Source organism: Brevundimonas sp. GW821-FHT12C05 (genome assembly GCF_058807475.1).
In genome coordinates, this window is sequence record NZ_JBXAQS010000001.1 from 1119303 (window position 1) to 1136508 (window position 17206).

Below are 17206 nucleotides of genomic sequence, written 5' to 3' on the forward strand. Positions count from 1 at the left end.
GTGGTCTACGTCGCACTTGTAGTCTGAAGACTCCTGTCCGGACGGCGGTTCCGTTCGGCCTCACGCAACAACGGTGGCGGTTGCGGATTGTGTTGGCGAATATCGGGCGTGGCGGAGAGAGAGATGACCCAAGATCGTGTTGATCCGCGCCGGACGTCCGCTCGGCGGCCGGCTCTGACGGGCGCGCTGATGGCGGCGGTCCTGCTGTCGGGCTGCGGCGCCGTCACGCGGTTTGATCCCCTGCCGGTGCGGGCGCTGGATGCGTCGGTGTCGCGCACCGTTGATCCGCGCATCCGGCCCGGGGATCAGGTCCGGGTCAATGAACTCATCGCCCTGTTCACCCAGCGGCTGGCCACGCCGCATGCGACCGGAGCCGTGCTCGCCCTCTCCGGCGGCGGCGCCAACGGAGCCTTCGGCGCGGGCGTCCTGGTCGGCTGGAGCGAGACGGGAACCCGTCCGCAGTTCGATATCGTCACCGGCATCAGCACCGGCGCCCTGGCCGCGCCCTTCGCCTTCCTCGGCTCGGGATGGGACGACGAACTGCGCGACGCCTATACCGGCGGCGGGGCCGACGGCCTGCTGAGCCCGCGCGCCTTGGCAGGATTGACCGGGCCCAGCCTGTTCAGCGCCGCGCCCCTGCGGCGGCTGGTCGACCAGAACGTCACGCCGGAGTTGTTGCGCCAGATCGCCGCCGAGCACGCCAAGGGACGCCGGCTGCTGGTCGTGACGACCAATCTGGATACCCAGGAATCGATTGTCTGGGACATGGGGCAACTGGCGACGCAGGGGGACGAGCAGGCCCTGCTGCTGTTCCGCGAGGTGCTGATCGCGTCGGCCAGCATTCCGGGCGTCTTTCCGCCGGTGATGATCGCGGGCCTGCAGGGGGACCAGATCGTCGAGGAGATGCACGCCGACGGCGGCATCAACATGCCCTTCCTGGGCGTGCCCGAAACCCTGCTGGCCGGCGCCCAGCGGGTGCCGGGTTCGGAACGGGCCTCGATCTATGTGCTGATCAACGGCCAGACCGGACGCACGACCCAGGTGGTGCGCGGCCGTCTGTCGGCCATCCTGGCGCGCGCCTATGAGAGCATGAGCAAGGCGAGCACCCGCACCCACCTGGCCGCCAACGCGGCCTTCGCGGCCCGCAACGGGGTGACCTTCCGGGTGGCGTCGATCCCGGCCGATGCGGAGGCCTCCAGTCTGAAATTCGATCACGACGCCATGACCCGCACCTTCGAGCTGGGTCGGGCTCGCGCCGCGGCCGGAGAAGCTTGGGTCACGCCCGCGGCCGAGCTGACGGCCGAACCGGCGCCGGCGCCGACGGTCACCGTCCCGCCGGGCGGCTAGCCGTTCGCCGCGGCCTCCAGCGCGGCGATGTTCAGCTTCTGCATCTGCATCATGGCGGCGAAGACGCGCTGCCTCTGCTCGGGGTCGCCATCGCTGAAAAGTTCGTTCAGCCGGCGGGGCACGATCTGCCACGACAGGCCGTAGCGGTCCTTGACCCATCCGCATTGTTCGGCTTCCGGCACGGCGGACAGGGCGTCCCACAGGCGGTCGACCTCGGCCTGGTCCTCACATTCGATCTGCAGCGAGATGGCCTCGTTGAACCGGAACTCCGGCCCGCCGTTCAGCGCCGTGTAGCGCGATCCCGCCAGGGTGAACTCGACCAGCAGCACGTCGCCCGCCTGGCCGCTGGGATAGTCGCCGGGCGCGGTCTGGACCTCGTCGATGCGGGAGTCGGGCAGCAGGGAGACGTAGAACCGCGCCGCCTCCTCGGCCTGCTTTTCGAACCAGAGGCAGGGGATGATCTTCTGACGGGGGGCGGTCATGGGCGCTTCTCCGGATGTGCGGACGGGACCTTGCGAGCCGCGGCGGGGTGCGGCAGACCCGGCTGAAACGTTTGAGGCCAAACCATGATCCCGACGCTCTACGGCATTCCCAACTGCGACACGGTCAAGAAGGCCCGCGTCTGGCTGGATCAGCACGGCGTCGCCTACGCCTTCCACGACTACAAGAAGGCCGGGATCGACCGCGAGACGCTGGGCGGCTGGGTCGCGGCGCACGGCTGGGAGATCGTGCTGAACCGGGCCGGCACGACCTTCCGCGCCCTGCCGCTCGAGGACAAGGCGGACCTGAGCGCGGACAAGGCCGTCGGCCTGATGCTGGCCAATCCGTCGATGATCAAGCGTCCGGTGCTGGACGTGGACGGCCACACGACCGTGGGCTTCAAGCCCGAGATTTACGCGGCCGTATTCGCCTAAACGAGCGTGAGCTGCGCCGGCTCGCCCGATTGGGCGTCGGGCGCCAGCCAGACGTCGAACAGCCCCGGCTCCAGGGTCGGGCGCAGGTCCGCGCCGAGGAACGACAGGTCCGAAGTCGGCAGGGAGATCGAGACCTCCACGCTGCCGCCCGCCGGGACCGTGACCCGCTCGAAGGCCTTGAGCAGGCGCACCGGCTGGGTGATCGAGGCCACGCGGTCGCGGATGTAGAGCTGCACCACTTCCGAGGCGTCATGCTCGCCGCCGTTGGTCAGGGTGACCGAGGCGATGACCGACCCGTCCCGGGTCACGGTCGGCGACGACAGGCGCACGGGCGAATAGCCGACCGGCGAATAGCTGAGGCCATGGCCGAACGGATAGAGGGCCGCGTGCGGGACCTCGCGGAATTTCGAGGTGAATTCGCGGTCGGTCGGACGCGATGGGCGGCCGGTCGACTTGTGGGCGTAATAGAAGGGCGACTGGCCCGAGGCGAAGGGGAAGCTGACCGGTAGGCGGCCGACCGGGGCGTGGTCGCCGAACAGCACGTCGGCGACGGCGTGCCCGGTCTCCGAGCCCAGGAACCAGGTGACCAGGATCGCCTGCGCGTCGCGGATCGCGCCCGACAGCTCCATGCCGCGCCCATTGCGCAGCAGGACGACGACCGGCTTGCCCGTGGCGGCGACGGCTTCGGCCAGGGCGAGTTGGGCGGCGGGAATGCCGATGTCGACGCGCGACTTCGATTCCGCCGACATCTCGCTCGACTCGCCGACGGCCAGCAGGATCACATCGGCCTCGGACGCGACGGTGACCGCCGCCTCGATGCCGCCGGCGATGGGGGCCTCGACATCCGAGCCCTTCACCACCGTCAGGGTCGCGTCCTCGCCGAGCGCGGCCCGCACGCCGTCCTCCAGCGATACGGCCAACCGGGTATCCTTGAACACTGACCACGGACCGAAGATATCGGCCTTGTCCGCGCCGAACGGGCCGATCAGGGCGATGCGCTTGCCGGCCTTGGGCAGGGGCAGGACGCCGCCGTCGTTCTTCAGCATGACGATCGACTTGCGTCCGGCTTCGCGGGCGAGCGCCAGATGCTCCCGGCTGCCGGTGACGCGGCGCTCGGTGCGCACGTCCGTGCCGCGATAGGGATCGTCGAACAGGCCCAGGGCGGCCTTGGTCATCAGCACCCGGCGAACGGCCTGATCGACGCGTTCGATCGGCACGTCGCCCGCCTGGACCAGGCCGGGGATGTGTTTGACGAACAGGCCGCTCTTCATCGACATGTCGACGCCGGCCATCAGGGCCAGGCGCGCCGCGTCACGACCGTCAGCGGCGTAGCCGTGGGCGACCAGCTCCTGCTCGGAGGTGTAGTCGGAGACCACGAAACCCGCGAAGCCCCACTCGCCATGCAGGATGTCGGTCAGCAGCCATTTGTTGCCGCTGGTGGGCACGCCGTTCAGGTCGTTGAAGGCGCTCATCACCGACAGGGCGCCCGCGTCGAGCGAAGCCTTGAACGGCGGCAGATAGATGGAGCGCAGCGCCAGTTCGCTCATGTCGGTGGAGTTGTAGTCCATGCCCGCTTCGGCGGCGCCGTAGGCGGCGAAATGCTTGGGCGTGGCCAGCAACGAGGACCAGGCGGTCAGGTCGTCGCCCTGGAAGCCCTTGGTCCGCGCCACGGCGAACATGTTGTTCAGCAGCACGTCCTCGCCCGCGCCCTCGACGACCCGGCCCCAGCGCTGGTCGCGGGCCACGTCGACCATGGGAGCATACGTCTGGTGCACGCCCGCGGCGCCGCCCTCGACCGCCGCCGCGCGGGCGGTACGCTCGGCCAGGTCCATATCCCAGCTCGCGGCCTCGCCCAGCGGCACGGGGAAGGTTGTCTTCAGGCCGTGGATGATGTCGGCGGCGAACAGCAGGGGAATGCCCAGCCGGCTCTCGCGCACGGCCATGTCCTGCACATAGCGCGTGCTCGCGGCGCCGACGCCGTTGAACAGGGCGCCGATCCGCCCCGCGCGGATGTCCGCGGCCGTCTGGGACTGGTCCGTGTCCAGGGCGTCGCCGGGGTTCACCCCCTCCGGCCGCCAGCGGAACGGGTCGTTCATCAGGTTCAGTTGCCCGGCCTTCTCCTCGATCGTCATGCGAGCGATCAGGGCGTCGACACGGGAGAGATTTGCCTGCGCCTGCGCGGCAGCGATACGGGGAGCCATCATCATTCCAGCCATAAGAGCGCCTCCGGCGAGAAGCCATCGACGGGACGGTGCTGAGCCGAGTCGGTGATGCATGTAACCGGTTCCATCAAATTTGGCGCAGGACTAGCGGCCATGCTGGGCCGCGCCTACCCCGAAGCGATCACAACCGGTTGCGGCGGATCAGCCCTCGACGTCGGCGTCCGGACGGTCGTGGCCGTCCGCCCGTTCGGTGATCCAGCGTCCGTTGGTGTCTTCATACTCGATGAAGGCGTCCTCATCCGACACCTTTTGCTCGCGTGACACGGCCACGGCGGCGGCCCGGGCAGAGTCGTGATCGGGGTAGGTTTCGGAATAGGTGTCCCCGAGCTTGTAGGCCCAGCCTCCGTCGTGTTCGACGATGCGGTAGGTGATCTGGACCATGGCAGGACTCCGGGCCGGGGGAGGGATGTCTGGCGTCGCGACAGCCAACGCAGCGGCGGCGACACGGTTGCGGGAACGTACGCTGACGCACGCGGTTCGCCTACACCTTGACCGTGGATGCGCCGGTGTCGAGCCTCACGACTGTCGGCTGAAGTAATTTTAGGCTGTTGCATCCGCGGGAGGGATCAGCGCCGACTACGGAATGAAACGCGGGGGCGAGACCTCAGCCAAACGGGGATGACCACGATGGAAGATCTTTTCCGGCAATACTGGTGGCTGCTGCTGGTGGTCGGCTTCGGCCTGACGGGCGCCTACAACAGCTACCTCGGCTATCGCCGGCAGCGGGACGCGCTGAACCTGCTGCGCACCTATGCGGAAAAGGGGCAGGAGCCGCCTGAGGCGTTGCTGAAGGTCCTGCAGCGTCCGCTGGACGAAGAAGGCTGGGACGGCAGGTCTCCGGGCAACCGCCAGCCGACCAACTACTGGTCGCTGTTCGGCCTGTTCACGACCTTGGCGCTGGGCTTCTTCGGCGCGAGCCTGCTCACCGATATGGACGGCGACACGGGCGCTTTCACCGTGGTCGCCTTCACCATGGGCGCGGTGGCGATCTGGGCCCTGATCAGCGCCCTGACCTGTCGCCAGAATCGGTGAGGGACCGAGCCGGGGGGACGTTGAACCGTGCAGGGCGCCCTGACCGACGCCGAACTGGTGAGCCGCGCGCTCGCCGGTTCGGACGTGGCCTTTTCCCGGCTGGTCGAGCGGCACCAGGCGGCGGTGCGCGCCTTCCTGCGCCGCTTCCTGGGCAGTGGCTGGGCCGAAGCGGACGACGTGGCCCAGGAGGCCTTCGTCGCCGGCTGGGCGTCGTTGCGCAGCCTCAAGGATCCGACGGGCGTGCGGTCCTGGCTCTGTGGGATCGCCTGGCGCAAGGCGCAGGACCGGATCCGCAGCGCCCGGCGCGGCGCGGCGCGCGATTCGGGCTGGCTGGAAACGGTCGAGACCCCGGCGGGCGTATCGGCGGAGGAGAAGATCGCGCTTCAGGCGGCCATGGCCGAACTGCCGGCCGACGTGCGCGCCTGCGTGGCCTTGTGCCTGGGCGACGGCTGGTCGCACGGAGAGGCCTCGGAGGCGTTGGGCTTGCCTCTAGGCACGGTGAAGTCCCATGTTGCGCGCGGACGGGCGCGCCTGCTGAAAGCGCTCGGAGGTCCCGATGACGCCTGAACAGAAACTCGCCGCCCTGTTCGCCGCCGAAGCTCAGCCCCGGCGTGACTATGGGTTCGAGGTCGAAATCGCCGAGCGGATCGCGCGGCGCCGGGCTTGGCTGACGGTCGCCGCCCTGCTGCCGTGGCTGGTGGTGTCCGGCATCGTCCTGTGGGCCCTGCATCCAATGCTGGAGACCGTGTCGGGAGAGCTGGTGCCGCTGATCCAGCCCGTGGCCCTGATCCTCGCCGGCGCCGTGGTCGCCGGAGGCATGGGCCTGTGGCTGACCGGCGTGCTTCAGCGCACGGTGACGGTCGCCGCCACGCCGAAGTGATCGGACGGGTATTCCCCGTTCATCGGCGTATCGCCCAGCAGCGACCATGAACCCGGCGCGAAATGCGTGGCCTCGACGAAGATGTGGTCGATCACCCGGTTCGGATGGCCCTTGGCCGGATTGAGCGTGGTCGGGACGGAACCGCGGGGCAGGGCGCTGAAGAAGCGCTCGCCGGTCAATACATTCAGCCCCGCGTCCTCCTGCACGGCGTTGAAGTCGCCCATGACGATCAGCGGCGTCCCGTCGTGCGGCAGCCAGCCCAGCAGATCGCCGATCTGGCGCGCCCGGATCGCCTGGGCGTCCGCCTGCCAAGCCAGGTGGGTATCGACGATGTCGATGGCCTTGCCGTTCAGATCGACCCGCACCCGCAGGGCGGTGCGGTAGTCGTCCAGCGGTTCCAGCTTCCGCGAATCATGCGTGAGCACCGGCAGGCGGCTGAGGACGGCGTTGCCGTAGCGGCGCGGGGCGCCTTCCGCGTCGGTAGAGACGAAATGCATCTCGTAGCCGCCCAGGGCGTCGGCCAGCGTCCGCGCCTGGTTGGGCAGGCCGACGTTGGCGTCCTCCAACACCTCCTGCAGGGCGATGACGTCGGCGTCGGCGGCGCGGATGGCCTCGATCAGCAAGGGCTGGCGCGCGGCCCAGTCGCCCTGATTGTGCCAGATGTTGAACGTGACCAGCTTCAGCGGGCGCGACGCGCCAGGGGCGGGCAGGGCGGCGCAACCCGTGACGGCGGCCGCGGCCGGAACGGCGGCCATTCCGGCCAGCAGGGTGCGACGGTCGATCATGGCGAATCCTCTCCCTTTTGCGGCGTTGTAACCGGTTTCATCAGCCTTACGAAAGTTTCACCCGAAACTTCGCATCTGTAAGGACCTCCCGGCGCCTCTTGTTCTCAGAAGGCCGAAACGTCACGCTTCGGTCCACAAGGATAAAGGGGATATTCGATGGAAGACTTCATTCCGATCTTCGCGATCTTCGCCGTCTTCGGCTCGCTGACCGCCATCGTCGTGGGCCCGAACTGGCTCAGAAGCCGTGAGCGCCGCGAGATGCAGGAGACCCTGCGCCGTGCCATCGACAAGGGCCAGGACATGCCGCCCGAAGTCATCGAAGCGATGACCAAGGATGTCTCCAAGAACCTGCCGTCGCGCACCAAGGACATTCGCCGCGGCATCATCTGGCTGGCCGTCGGCATCGGCCTCGCCGCCTTTGGCGCGATCACCGGAGCCAGCTTCGGCGACGACTGGGACGGCAATCACTTCGATACGGGCATGCTGGGCATCTCCGCCATCCCGATCACCATCGGCCTAGCCTTCATCGCCCTGAGCTTCTTCAACAAGAACAAGGACTGAGTCGGCTCGGGACGGGGGAAAACACATGGCCCAGGCCCTAGTCGACCGACATGACGTCGAGCTCGCCGCCCTCGCGGCGGCGGGCGGACGTCAGGAGTTCGGCGAACTCGTTCGCCGGCACGGCTCCGCCGTCCGCGCCCTGCTGCGCCGGATGGGGGCCCAGCCCTCGCTGGCGGACGACGTGGCGCAGGACGCCTTCATTCAGGCCTTTGAGCGCTGCTCCGAGTTTCGCGGCGAAGGCACCTTCGCCGCCTGGGTAAAGCGGATCGCGGCGCGGCTCTATCTCAAGCGCGTCGCCAAGGAGGCCCGATATGTCGCTGAAATCGAAACGGAAGAGACTGTCGCCGCGCCAGATCCAGGCGGGCTGATGGATCTCGACGAAGCCCTCAAGACCCTGAGCGAGCCGGAACGGCTGTGCGTCTCCCTGTGCCACGGCGCGGGAATGGCTCATCCGGAGATCGCGACGGCCCTGAATTTGCCACTCGGTACGGTGAAGTCTCATGTCAAACGTGGTCTGGATAAACTCCGCGCGCGGCTCCAACCCGCTCAAACCCTGGGGAGAACACAGCATGTCGGCTGATGAGTTCGATCCCGCGATCGAGCGTCTGTTCGCCCGGACGCCGACGATGCCTGACGCCGCGCTGTTCACGGCCCAGGTGGAACAACGGATGCAGAAGGGCTCGCGCGTGCGGGTCCTGGTCCTGGGCCTGGCCGGCCTGGCCGGCGCCGTCGTCGCCGTTCGTGAGGTGGTCTCGGTCAACGTCAACCTGGGCGAAGGCGGCGGCTCGGCGGCGACAGGCATGCAGGGACTCGAGGCGGTCTCCTTCAACGCCCAGACGGCGATCCAATCCGGCCTCGACCAGGTCGGTCTCGGCAATATGGCGTTCGGCTCCATGAGCGGCATGCAGATGTTCTGGATCGCCGCCGGAGCTTTGATCGCCGCCGCCGCGGCGGGCGTGGTTCGTCTGTCGCAGGAAGTGTGACGTGACGGTGTGGCTTGGGGAGCCTATCTAGGGGGCTCCCCGAACCGGAGCCTCTCCCGATGTCCAGCCAGAAGCAGGAAACCGTCCGCCGTCTCGCCGCGCCGGACATCCGGGCCCGCAAGGGCGGCGAGCCGCTGGTCTGCCTGACCGCCTACGACGCGCCGACCGCTGAAATCCTCGACGCCCACTGCGACGTCCTGCTGGTCGGCGACAGCGTCGGCATGGTGGTGCACGGCATGCCCAACACCGTCGGCGTCACGCTCGAAATGATGATCCTGCACGGCCAGGCGGTCATGCGCGGCTCGAAGCGGGCCATGGTCGTCATCGACATGCCGTTCGGCAGCTACGAGGGCGCCAAGGAGCAGGCTTACGACAACTGCGCCCGCGTCATGAAGGAAACGGGCGCCCAGGGCGTGAAGCTGGAAAGCGGGCCGACGGTGGCGGAGACCATCGCCTATCTGGTCCAGCGCGGCATCCCGGTGATGGGCCACGTCGGCCTGCGGCCCCAGGCTGTGCTGACCGACGGCGCCTTCAAGGCCAAGGGCAAGACCGAGGAAGAGCGCCTGCGCGTGATCGCCGAGGCTGAAGCCACCGCCGACGCCGGCGCCTTCGCCGTGGTGATCGAGGGCGTCGCCGAGGGGCTGGCGCGCGACATCACCGAAGCCATCGACAAGCCCACCATCGGGATCGGCGCTTCGGCGGCCTGCGACGGCCAGATCCTGGTCGTCCCCGACATGCTGGGCCTGTTCGACTGGACCCCGAAATTCGTCCGCCGCTACGCCGATCTGCGCGGCGAGATCGACCGGGCCGTGGGAGCCTATGCGCAGGACGTCCGGACCCGCCGTTTTCCTGCCGAAGTCGAGACCTACTTCTCCAAAAAGCCGGTTTCGCAGTGAAGGCTGCGTTGCCGGGGGCGATCTGACCCTCTAGAGCCCGTTAGGCGGAAGTGGACTTCGGTTCCGCCGCCCGAACGGGCTCCAGATTAGTCTGGACCTTTTTTTGGATTCAGGTCGTTCCGACCTGAAGCAAAAATGGTCTAGGGTCCGGCCGGATTGAAATTCAACGGCTCTGATCGCCGTTTTCTGGGGGCGACTGTTCCGTGTCTGATGTCTTCGAGCAGGTCGAGGAGGAGCTTCGCTCCGAACGCTACAAGCGTCTCGCCCGCACCTGGCTGCCCGTCGTGGGCGGCATTCTTCTGGTCGCCCTGATCGCCGCCCTGTCCTGGTGGGGCTGGCAGTCGATGGAAACGTCCAAGGCCGACAAGGCCTCGGTCGCCTATGAGCGCGGCCTGGAAGCCATGCAGGCCAACAACCCGGTCGGCGCCGACGCCGCCTTCGCCCAGGCGGCGAAGGAGGGCAACGGAGCCTACAAGAGCCTGGCCCTGCAGCATCGCGCCGGCATCGCCCTGGACGCCGGCCGCGACGCCGAGGCCCTGACTCTCATGGACGAGGCCGCCAAGGCTTCGCGTGATCCGCTCATCGCCGACGCCGCCGCCTTCAAGGCGCTGCTGCTGGCCATGGACAGCGAAACGCTGGAACAGATCCAGGCCCGCGCCAAGGCGCTGACCGGCGAGAAGCGCCCGTTCCGCGCCTTCGCCCAGGAAGCCGAGGCCCTGGCTCTGCTGCAGCACGGCAAGGTCAATGAGGCCAAGGACGCGCTGGCGATCCTGAAGAACGACCTCGACACCCCTCAGGTGGTCAGCCGCCGCGCCCAGCTCGCCCTCGACGCGATCGAATCGGGTGGGGCCGCCAACATCCAGGCGATCGTCCGCCAGATGGCCACCGCCCAGGCCGCCGCGGCCGCCGCCGGTCCGGCTGCTGCGCAGGCTCCGGCCGCTGCGCAGGCTCCGACCGCCGCACAGGCTCCGGCCGCGCCGCAGCCTGCAACCCCACAGCCCGCCGCTCCGGCTCGCCCGTGATCCCGGCTTCCAGGACGTTCGCCATGAACCGTGTGCTTAAAGTCGCCCTGCTGTGCGGGCTCGCCCTGACCGTCGCCTCGTGCGGCACCGTGCGCCGTGCGCTGCCATTCGGCCTCGGCGGCAAGGAGGCTCCCGGCGCCACCGCCACGGAAGGCCAGCGCATCTCGGTGCTGGAGTACGAGCAACAGCTGGCGCCGTCGGCCGCGCTGTCGGGTCGCGACTTCTTCATTCCGGGGCCGCAGGCGGCGACCGCCTGGACCCAGCCGGGCGGATCGGCCGACAACTCGGTCGAACACGTGATCGGCGCCGTCGATTTCACCGTCGCCTGGCGCCGGGGCATCGGCGCGGGTTCCGGACGCACCCACCAGGTCATGGCGCCGATCGTGGCCGACAGCGGCCGCATCTTCGTCCTGGACGGCGAATCCACCGTGTCGGCGCTCGACGCCGCCACCGGCGCGGTCGCCTGGAAGGCCAACATCAAGCCTGACGAGCGCGAGGGCCGTCGCGGCTTCTTCGGCATCGGCGGGTCCTCGACCGGCGGCGGCTTCGGCGGCGGCGTCGCCGTGGGCGGCGGCAAGGTCTTCGTCGCCTCGGGCTATCGCACCATCACCGCGCTGGATCAGGCGTCGGGCGCGGTGCTGTGGACCACGCCGGTTGACGTGCCGATCCACGGCGCGCCGACGGTGGCGGGCAACCGCGTCTTCGTCGTCGATGTAGAAAACCAGATGCTGGCGTTCGACGCGGCCACGGGCCAGCAGAATTGGGCCTATCGCGGCATCCCCGAGCCGGCCCGCATCATGCGCGCCTCCAGCCCGGCGGTGACCGGCGATACGGTGATCGCGCCGTTCTCCTCGGGCGAAGTGAGCGCCCTGCGCGCGTCCACCGGCCAGTCGCTGTGGACCCAGACCCTGTCTCGCACCAGCCGCACCAGCGCCCTGTCGGAAATCCGCGACATCGCCGGTCGTCCCGTGATCAGCCGCGGCATCGTCTACGCCGTCGCCCACTCCGGCGTGCTGTCGGCCATGGACATCCGCTCGGGTCAGCCGAAGTGGCAGCTGCCGATCGCGGGGGTCAATGCGCCCCTGCCGGTCGGCGACGTGGTCTATATCGTGTCCAAGACCGGCGAACTGACCGTCGTCAACCGCGACAGCGGCCAGGTTTACTGGACCCGCAACCTCAACGAGGGCCGCATCCGCCAGGAAGGCGGCTTCCTCGGCTTCTGGGATCGCACCGTCACCCCGGCATGGTCGGGCCCGCTGCTGGCGTCCAACCGCCTGCTGCTGGTCAACTCCGACGGCGAGCTGGTCGCCCTGGACCCGAAGACGGGCCTCCAGACCGCGACGCTCAAGCTCGGTGGCCCCGCCTTCATCGCTCCGGCCGCCTACAACGGCTCGGTCTATGTGCTCACCGACCGGGGCGACGTCGTCAGCATTCGCTGACGGAAACCCCCAAACTGCGTTAGAAGGCCGACATGGCTCTCAAAGTCGCCATCGTCGGCCGCCCCAACGTGGGCAAGTCGACATTATTCAACCGCCTCGTCGGCAAGCGCCTGGCGCTGGTCGACGATCGCCCGGGCGTGACCCGAGACCGCCGCTATGCGGACGGCAACATCGGCGACATGGACCTGACGCTGATCGACACCGCCGGCTATGAGGACGTCACCGACGACAGCCTCGAAGCCCGGATGCGCGAGCAGACGGAAGCGGCCATCGAGGACGCCGAGCTGATCCTGTTCATGATGGACGCCCGCGAGGGCGTGACCTCTCTGGACCGCATCTTCGCCGACCGGCTGCGCAAGGTGCACAAGCCGATCATCCTGCTGGCCAACAAGGCCGAAAGCCGCGAGAGCGGCGGCGGGGTCGGCGAGGCCCACGCCCTGGGTTTCGGCGAGCCCGTGGCCATTTCCGCCGAGCACGGCGAGGGCATGGCGGATCTGTTCCAGGCTATTCTGGCCGCTTCGGCCGACATCTTCATCGAAGAGGTCGAAGAGGCTGACAAGCCGATCCGCATCGCCGTGATCGGCCGCCCGAACGCGGGTAAATCCACCCTCGTGAACCGCCTGCTGGGCGAGGATCGCCTGCTGGTCGGCCCGGAAGCCGGCATCACCCGCGACTCCATCTCGGTCGACTGGGAGTGGGAAGGCCGCCCGATCCGCTTCGTTGACACCGCCGGCATGCGCCGCAAGGCGCGGGTGCAGGAGAAGCTGGAGAAGCTGTCGGTCGCCGACACCATCCGGGCCATCACCTTCGCCGAGGTGGTCATCCTGATGATGGACAAGGACAACGCCTTCGACATCCAGGACCTGCAGCTGGCCGATCTGGTCGAGCGCGAGGGCCGGGCGCTGATCTATGTCGCGTCCAAATGGGACCTTGAGGAAGAGCCTCAGGCGCGCATGGCCAAGCTGAAGAGCATGGCCGAGGACAAGCTGCCCCAGTTGAAGGGCACGCCCTTCGTGGTCCTGTCGTCCCATTCGGGCCGCGGCGTCGAGCGCCTGATGCCCGCCGTGATCCAGGCCTATGACACCTGGTCGGTGAAGGTGAAGACCAAGGACCTGAACACCTGGCTGTCCATGGCGACCCAACGGCACCCGCCGCCCGCCGTCGACGGCAAGCGCATCAAGCCCAAATACATCGCCCAGACCAAGGCCCGTCCGCCAACCTTCGTGCTGATGGCCAGCCGCGCCGAGTCGATGCCGGAGCAGTACAAGCGCTACCTGGTCAACTCGATCCGCGAGAGCTTCGACCTGCCGGGCACGCCGATCCGACTGATCGTCAAGTCCAGCGGCGACAACCCCTATGCGGAGGGCGGCTCCAAGTCGGGACCCGAACGCTACAAGGGCGACGCCAAGACCGCGCCGCGCCGGGTCATCAAGAAGGCCGAGAAGGCCGAGATGCTGTCCAACCTGCCCGGCAAGGCGCTGGAGCAGAAGAAGACCCGCAAGCACCAGCCCAAGGTCGTCTCCGGCGTGAAGGCCAGTTCGTCGAAGAAGGCCGGCTCGTCCATCGCTGTCCAGAAGGGCGCGCGGGGCGGCGCCCGTCAGGTGTCGCGGTCGGGGCGGATCCGCACCGGGCAGAAGCACGCGCCGAAGAAGTAGGGCTCAGGCCTTGGGCTTGAGGTGCGGCCTGGCTTTCGGACGGCCCACGACGGTGTCGCCCGCCTGCTTCCAGCGTCCGCTGTCGATCAGCTCCGAGCGCACCACGCGCAGCTTGGAACAACCCGGCAGCTCCCGAAGGGTCGCTTTCACGCTGTCCGCGATCGGACGCGGCAGCCACGGATTGAGATAGACCGCATTGACCCATCGGATCGGCATGTGGATGCCGAGCGAGGGCCATTGGCGTTCCCGGGTCTCGGCGATGATCCGATACTCTTCCTCGGCCCTGAAGCCCTCGCGCTTCACGAACGGCAGGCGGTCCACGTCGGCGGCGGTCAGCCGTTCCACGTCCTGAAGCTTGAGGTAGTCGACTTCGCCGAAGCGAACGCCGTCGAGCGCCGACAGGGCTTCCTCCAACAGCGGCCTGTTCAGCTCCACGCAGGCGCCGTCCGAGGTGCCGGTGAACACCCGCCAGTGGTGATAGGTCTCCGAGCATTGCGCGGCGCACAGGCCGTAGAGCCCGCCCAGCCGGCGGGTCTCCTTGTACAGAGCCATGAAGTAACGGTCGTTCCGGTCGTCCCAGCTCTGGGGGTCGAGCAGTTGCAACTCCTGCTTTCGCAGCATGTGGACGACCGCCGAGATGGAGGTGTAGCGGCGGACGAACCCGGTCAGCTTCGTCATCCCTCGTCTCCTTTTCCGGCGTTCGGGTCAGCCTACACCAGCCCTTGCCGTCCGGGAGCCGTCTCCTCACTCGCGGAGCCGGTTTGTCCCAGTCGCGCCAAGAACCCGTCTCTGTAAGACCGGCTGACAATCAGTTCGGCGCCGCTGTCCAACCTGACCCGCCAGGCGCCGTCGGCCAGCGGCCGCAGGTCGCGGACCCTCGCGAGGTTGACCAGCGTCGACCGGTGGCTACGGGCGAAGCCGTGCGCGGCCAGACGCGTCTCCAGCACCTGCAGGGTCTCGCGCAGCAGGCCTTCGCGATCGCGCCAGCGGACGACGGCGTAGTTACCCGCCGAAGCGATCCATTCGATCTCCTGGACCGCGACCGGAACCCGGCCGCGGCCCACCCCGACCATCAGCCGCTCGGATGGCGGGGCGAGGGGATCGGACTGGGCCCGACGGGCCTCGGCCAGGGCCGCCGACAGCACCTCCATCTCGGCCCGCTGCCGGATCGCCCGGCGCCAATGCGCCGCCGCCAGGCCCGCCGCGCCGATAGCGGTGTAGAGCAGGATGGCGACCGGCAGCCGGTCGATGCTCCGGCCCATGACCTCGGCGGCGGACCAGCCCGCGCCGCGCATGGCTCCATCCGCGACGGTCATCGTCAGGGCCGCCGCGACGACCGCGGGCGGCATCAGGGCGATCAGCACGCCCATCGCCCGCCACTCGGCCCCGAACCGCCGTAGCACGGCCCAGACCAGCAGCCCCGTCGCGACGTTCGGCGCATACAGCAACCCCGCCCAAAGCAGCGATGTGGGCAGGTCCGCGCCGTGGTCCCGGCGCACGAACCACGCCGCCGACACCGTGGTCGCCGCATAGCTGTAGGCCGCGAACAGGCCCAGCCCGACGCCGAATGGGATGCGGCGCAAGTCGCGCATCAGGCGGCTGTGAGCCGACGTCGGCGCTGCAGGACCAGCCCGGCGATCCAGATCGCGGTCAGTGTCTGGAACAACAGCGTCGGCCAAAGGGCGCTCCACGGCGGAGGGACGAACCTCAGGAAATTGCCCGAGAAGGCGCTCAGCACCGCCGAGTATGCGCCGAGCATCTTCCACAGATGCTCATACCGCCACAACTCGGGACTGAAGGGCCAGTCGGCCGGACGCAGGAAGCGCCATACGTCCCAGCCGCCCATGCTGAGCGCCGCATAGACCAGGGCGATCGAGATCGCCGGCGGGCCGCTGCTTCGGCCTGTCAGGACCAGGGCCAGAATGATCAGCCCCACGCTCGCCAGCGCCAGGGTTACGATCCAGTCCAGCGCTGTCGCCCGGTCCGTGCGCCGCAGATCGGGGCGCTTGCGGCCCAGCACCCGCAGGCCCGAGAACAGGGTCAGGCTCGCCGAGGCCGACAGCGCCAGCAGATAGGTGTTCATCTTCAGGGCGGTCATCGCCCAGGCGCAGGCCAGCAGGACCGCCATCAGGACAGCGAAGATCCGCCCCGTCCGACGGTGGAGGCGCGAGCCCTTGCGCGTCAGGATCGGCGCGGCCCCGATCAGGACCGTGCCGAGCCCGGCGGCGATGTGGACGGCGAGGAGCGTGGGATAGATGGACATGCCGCCATCACGCCGCCCGGCCGTCCGCCCTTCAATCCCGCGGGGACGAACCGCGGCTCGCCGGGATCAAGCGCAGCCAAACTGTCAGTTCAGCGCCGCCAGGGCGTGGTTCGCGATGAGGGCGTCCGCGAGGCCGTGCGGATTGCGGACGTTGTAGTTGGTGGTGGTGACGACGACGACGGCGTTCAGTTCCGGCACGACCACGACCTTGTTGCCGCCGGTCCCGGCCATGGCGAAGGCCTTCATGGGACGTCCCGCGACCGTGTAGGTCGGCAGCCAGGTCAGATAGCCATAGTCGCCGCGTTGGGGGTCGACGCTGGCGTGAGGGGAGGTCATCGCCCCGACCCACGCCTCAGGCAGGACCTGCGTCCCGTTCCAGCGCCCTCCGTCCAGCAACAGCTGGCCTAGCTTGAGAAGATCGCGGCTGCGCAGGCTTAGGCCGCCGCCGCCCTGCGCCAGGCCCATGGGCGAGAACTGCCATTCCTCCCCCTCGATCTGCAGGGGGGCGAACAGGACATCGTGGGCGAAGGTCTGGAGCGGTTGTCCCGTCGCCGACTGGATCGCGGCGCCCAGCGCCGTCACCCCGGCGGTGCAATAGCTGAAGGCGCGCCCGTATGGCGACGCCTCGGGCCGCGGCGCCCAGGCAGGGAAGCCTCGAACCGGCAGGTCGAATGCGAATTTTACCCAATTCTCAATCAGATACATCCGTTCTTCGTTTCCGCGTGAGAACTGGTTGTCGTCGTCGCATTCCAGCAATGAGCTCATGGTCAGCAGGTCCTCGACCGTGATCCGGGCCTTGCGCGGGTCAGGATTATCGAACGGGCCCCAGGAGGCGATCAGCGGCTCGACCGGCGTCGAGACCGACAGGTCGCCCCGGGCGACGGCCGCACCCGCCAGCATGGCGGTCACGGTCTTGGTCGCGGATCGCGTGTTGCGCCGGGCTTCCGCGCCGCCGTCGTCGAAATAGGTCTCATGGATCAGGCGGCCGTTGCGGCTGATCAGGACACTGGTGATCTGCTGGAAGTCGCCGTTCCGCACGGCCGCGTCCATGGCGGTTAGGCCAGCGGCGGATGCGCTTTCAGCTGCGGGCGGCGCCGGCCTCCAGCCGTCAGTCTGCGCCTCGACGGGCGAAGCGATCAGCAGAAGGGCCGAGACGGCGAGGACGATGGCGCGCACGAAGAACTCCTTGGGTTGGAGACGTCGCATC

20 protein-coding genes are annotated in these 17206 nt (G+C 68.6%); 12 read left to right on the plus strand and 8 right to left on the minus strand.

Features of this window, described 5'->3' with window-relative positions:
- The first annotated feature begins 123 nt into the window (after positions 1-123).
- Positions 124-1347 carry a patatin-like phospholipase family protein gene (locus AC1RRF_RS05155; RefSeq protein WP_492833389.1) on the plus strand — a complete coding sequence of 408 codons (1224 nt, stop codon included), beginning with the start codon at positions 124-126 and terminating at the stop codon, positions 1345-1347.
- Here AC1RRF_RS05155 and AC1RRF_RS05160 read toward each other — a convergent pair.
- On the minus strand, positions 1344-1829 hold the full coding sequence (locus tag AC1RRF_RS05160; protein ID WP_492833390.1) for a VOC family protein: 486 nt from the start codon (positions 1827-1829) through the stop codon (positions 1344-1346). The genes AC1RRF_RS05155 and AC1RRF_RS05160 overlap by 4 nt on opposite strands.
- An 84-nt stretch (positions 1830-1913) precedes the next feature.
- Between AC1RRF_RS05160 and AC1RRF_RS05165 the strand changes: the two genes are divergently transcribed.
- On the plus strand, positions 1914-2261 hold the full coding sequence (locus AC1RRF_RS05165) for an arsenate reductase (RefSeq protein WP_492833391.1): 348 nt from the start codon (positions 1914-1916) through the stop codon (positions 2259-2261).
- On the opposite strand, the gene AC1RRF_RS05170 is transcribed toward AC1RRF_RS05165, so the two are convergent.
- Both AC1RRF_RS05170 and AC1RRF_RS05175 read right to left on the minus strand, forming a co-directional pair.
- The gene (locus AC1RRF_RS05170) at positions 2258-4477 is read right to left on the minus strand and encodes a glycoside hydrolase family 3 N-terminal domain-containing protein (protein ID WP_492833392.1); all 2220 of its coding nucleotides are present in this window, start codon (positions 4475-4477) and stop codon (positions 2258-2260) included. The genes AC1RRF_RS05165 and AC1RRF_RS05170 overlap by 4 nt on opposite strands.
- A gap of 147 nt (positions 4478-4624) precedes the next feature.
- On the minus strand, positions 4625-4864 hold the full coding sequence (locus tag AC1RRF_RS05175) for a DUF2188 domain-containing protein (RefSeq protein WP_291838136.1): 240 nt from the start codon (positions 4862-4864) through the stop codon (positions 4625-4627).
- Between the two features lie 246 nt (positions 4865-5110).
- On the opposite strand from AC1RRF_RS05175, the gene AC1RRF_RS05180 reads away from it, so the two are divergent.
- Genes AC1RRF_RS05180 through AC1RRF_RS05190 form a run of 3 tightly spaced genes read left to right on the plus strand, consistent with a single transcriptional unit; the run spans position 5111 to position 6395 of the window.
- Positions 5111-5515, plus strand: a complete 405-nt coding sequence (locus tag AC1RRF_RS05180; RefSeq protein ID WP_492833393.1) for a hypothetical protein — start codon at positions 5111-5113, stop codon at positions 5513-5515.
- Between the two features lie 27 nt (positions 5516-5542).
- Entirely contained in the window at positions 5543-6082 is a 540-nt protein-coding gene (locus AC1RRF_RS05185) for an RNA polymerase sigma factor (protein ID WP_492833394.1), read from the plus strand.
- Positions 6072-6395 carry a hypothetical protein gene (locus AC1RRF_RS05190; RefSeq protein WP_492833395.1) on the plus strand — a complete coding sequence of 108 codons (324 nt, stop codon included), beginning with the start codon at positions 6072-6074 and terminating at the stop codon, positions 6393-6395. Before AC1RRF_RS05185 ends, AC1RRF_RS05190 begins: the two co-directional genes overlap by 11 nt.
- Here AC1RRF_RS05190 and AC1RRF_RS05195 read toward each other — a convergent pair.
- On the minus strand, positions 6359-7180 hold the full coding sequence (locus tag AC1RRF_RS05195; RefSeq protein ID WP_492833396.1) for an endonuclease/exonuclease/phosphatase family protein: 822 nt from the start codon (positions 7178-7180) through the stop codon (positions 6359-6361). The two genes, AC1RRF_RS05190 and AC1RRF_RS05195, sit on opposite strands and share 37 nt — an antisense overlap.
- A gap of 156 nt (positions 7181-7336) precedes the next feature.
- On the opposite strand from AC1RRF_RS05195, the gene AC1RRF_RS05200 reads away from it, so the two are divergent.
- From AC1RRF_RS05200 to der, 7 genes are all read left to right on the plus strand, one after another.
- Entirely contained in the window at positions 7337-7741 is a 405-nt protein-coding gene (locus tag AC1RRF_RS05200) for a DUF6249 domain-containing protein (protein WP_492833397.1), read from the plus strand.
- A 25-nt stretch (positions 7742-7766) separates the two neighbouring features.
- Positions 7767-8321 (plus strand): RNA polymerase sigma factor, encoded by a 555-nt coding sequence (locus AC1RRF_RS05205; protein WP_492833398.1) that lies wholly within the window; start codon positions 7767-7769, stop codon positions 8319-8321.
- Positions 8311-8724 carry a hypothetical protein gene (locus AC1RRF_RS05210; RefSeq protein WP_492833399.1) on the plus strand — a complete coding sequence of 138 codons (414 nt, stop codon included), beginning with the start codon at positions 8311-8313 and terminating at the stop codon, positions 8722-8724. Before AC1RRF_RS05205 ends, AC1RRF_RS05210 begins: the two co-directional genes overlap by 11 nt.
- Before the next feature lie 59 nt (positions 8725-8783).
- Entirely contained in the window at positions 8784-9620 is an 837-nt protein-coding gene (gene panB, locus AC1RRF_RS05215; protein WP_492833400.1) for a 3-methyl-2-oxobutanoate hydroxymethyltransferase, read from the plus strand.
- 203 nt (positions 9621-9823) lie between these two features.
- Positions 9824-10642: a tetratricopeptide repeat protein gene (locus AC1RRF_RS05220; RefSeq protein ID WP_492833401.1), complete on the plus strand. Its 819-nt coding sequence runs from the start codon at positions 9824-9826 to the stop codon at positions 10640-10642.
- 23 nt (positions 10643-10665) lie between these two features.
- Positions 10666-12081, plus strand: a complete 1416-nt coding sequence (locus tag AC1RRF_RS05225) for a PQQ-like beta-propeller repeat protein (protein WP_492833402.1) — start codon at positions 10666-10668, stop codon at positions 12079-12081.
- Between the two features lie 32 nt (positions 12082-12113).
- Positions 12114-13736 (plus strand): ribosome biogenesis GTPase Der, encoded by a 1623-nt coding sequence (der, locus tag AC1RRF_RS05230; RefSeq protein WP_492313249.1) that lies wholly within the window; start codon positions 12114-12116, stop codon positions 13734-13736.
- Between the two features lie 3 nt (positions 13737-13739).
- On the opposite strand, the gene AC1RRF_RS05235 is transcribed toward der, so the two are convergent.
- The 4 genes from AC1RRF_RS05235 to AC1RRF_RS05250 all read right to left on the minus strand — a co-directional run bounded on the left by AC1RRF_RS05235 (position 13740) and on the right by AC1RRF_RS05250 (position 17205).
- Positions 13740-14414, minus strand: coding sequence for a hypothetical protein (locus AC1RRF_RS05235; RefSeq protein ID WP_492833403.1), 675 nt, complete (start codon positions 14412-14414; stop codon positions 13740-13742).
- Between the two features lie 32 nt (positions 14415-14446).
- Positions 14447-15328 (minus strand): LytR/AlgR family response regulator transcription factor, encoded by an 882-nt coding sequence (locus AC1RRF_RS05240; protein WP_492833404.1) that lies wholly within the window; start codon positions 15326-15328, stop codon positions 14447-14449.
- Positions 15328-15999: a hypothetical protein gene (locus tag AC1RRF_RS05245; RefSeq protein ID WP_492833405.1), complete on the minus strand. Its 672-nt coding sequence runs from the start codon at positions 15997-15999 to the stop codon at positions 15328-15330. The genes AC1RRF_RS05240 and AC1RRF_RS05245 overlap by 1 nt, the downstream gene beginning before the upstream one ends.
- Before the next feature lie 84 nt (positions 16000-16083).
- Positions 16084-17205: a serine hydrolase domain-containing protein gene (locus AC1RRF_RS05250; RefSeq protein ID WP_492833406.1), complete on the minus strand. Its 1122-nt coding sequence runs from the start codon at positions 17203-17205 to the stop codon at positions 16084-16086.
- Position 17206: the final 1 nt, after the last annotated feature.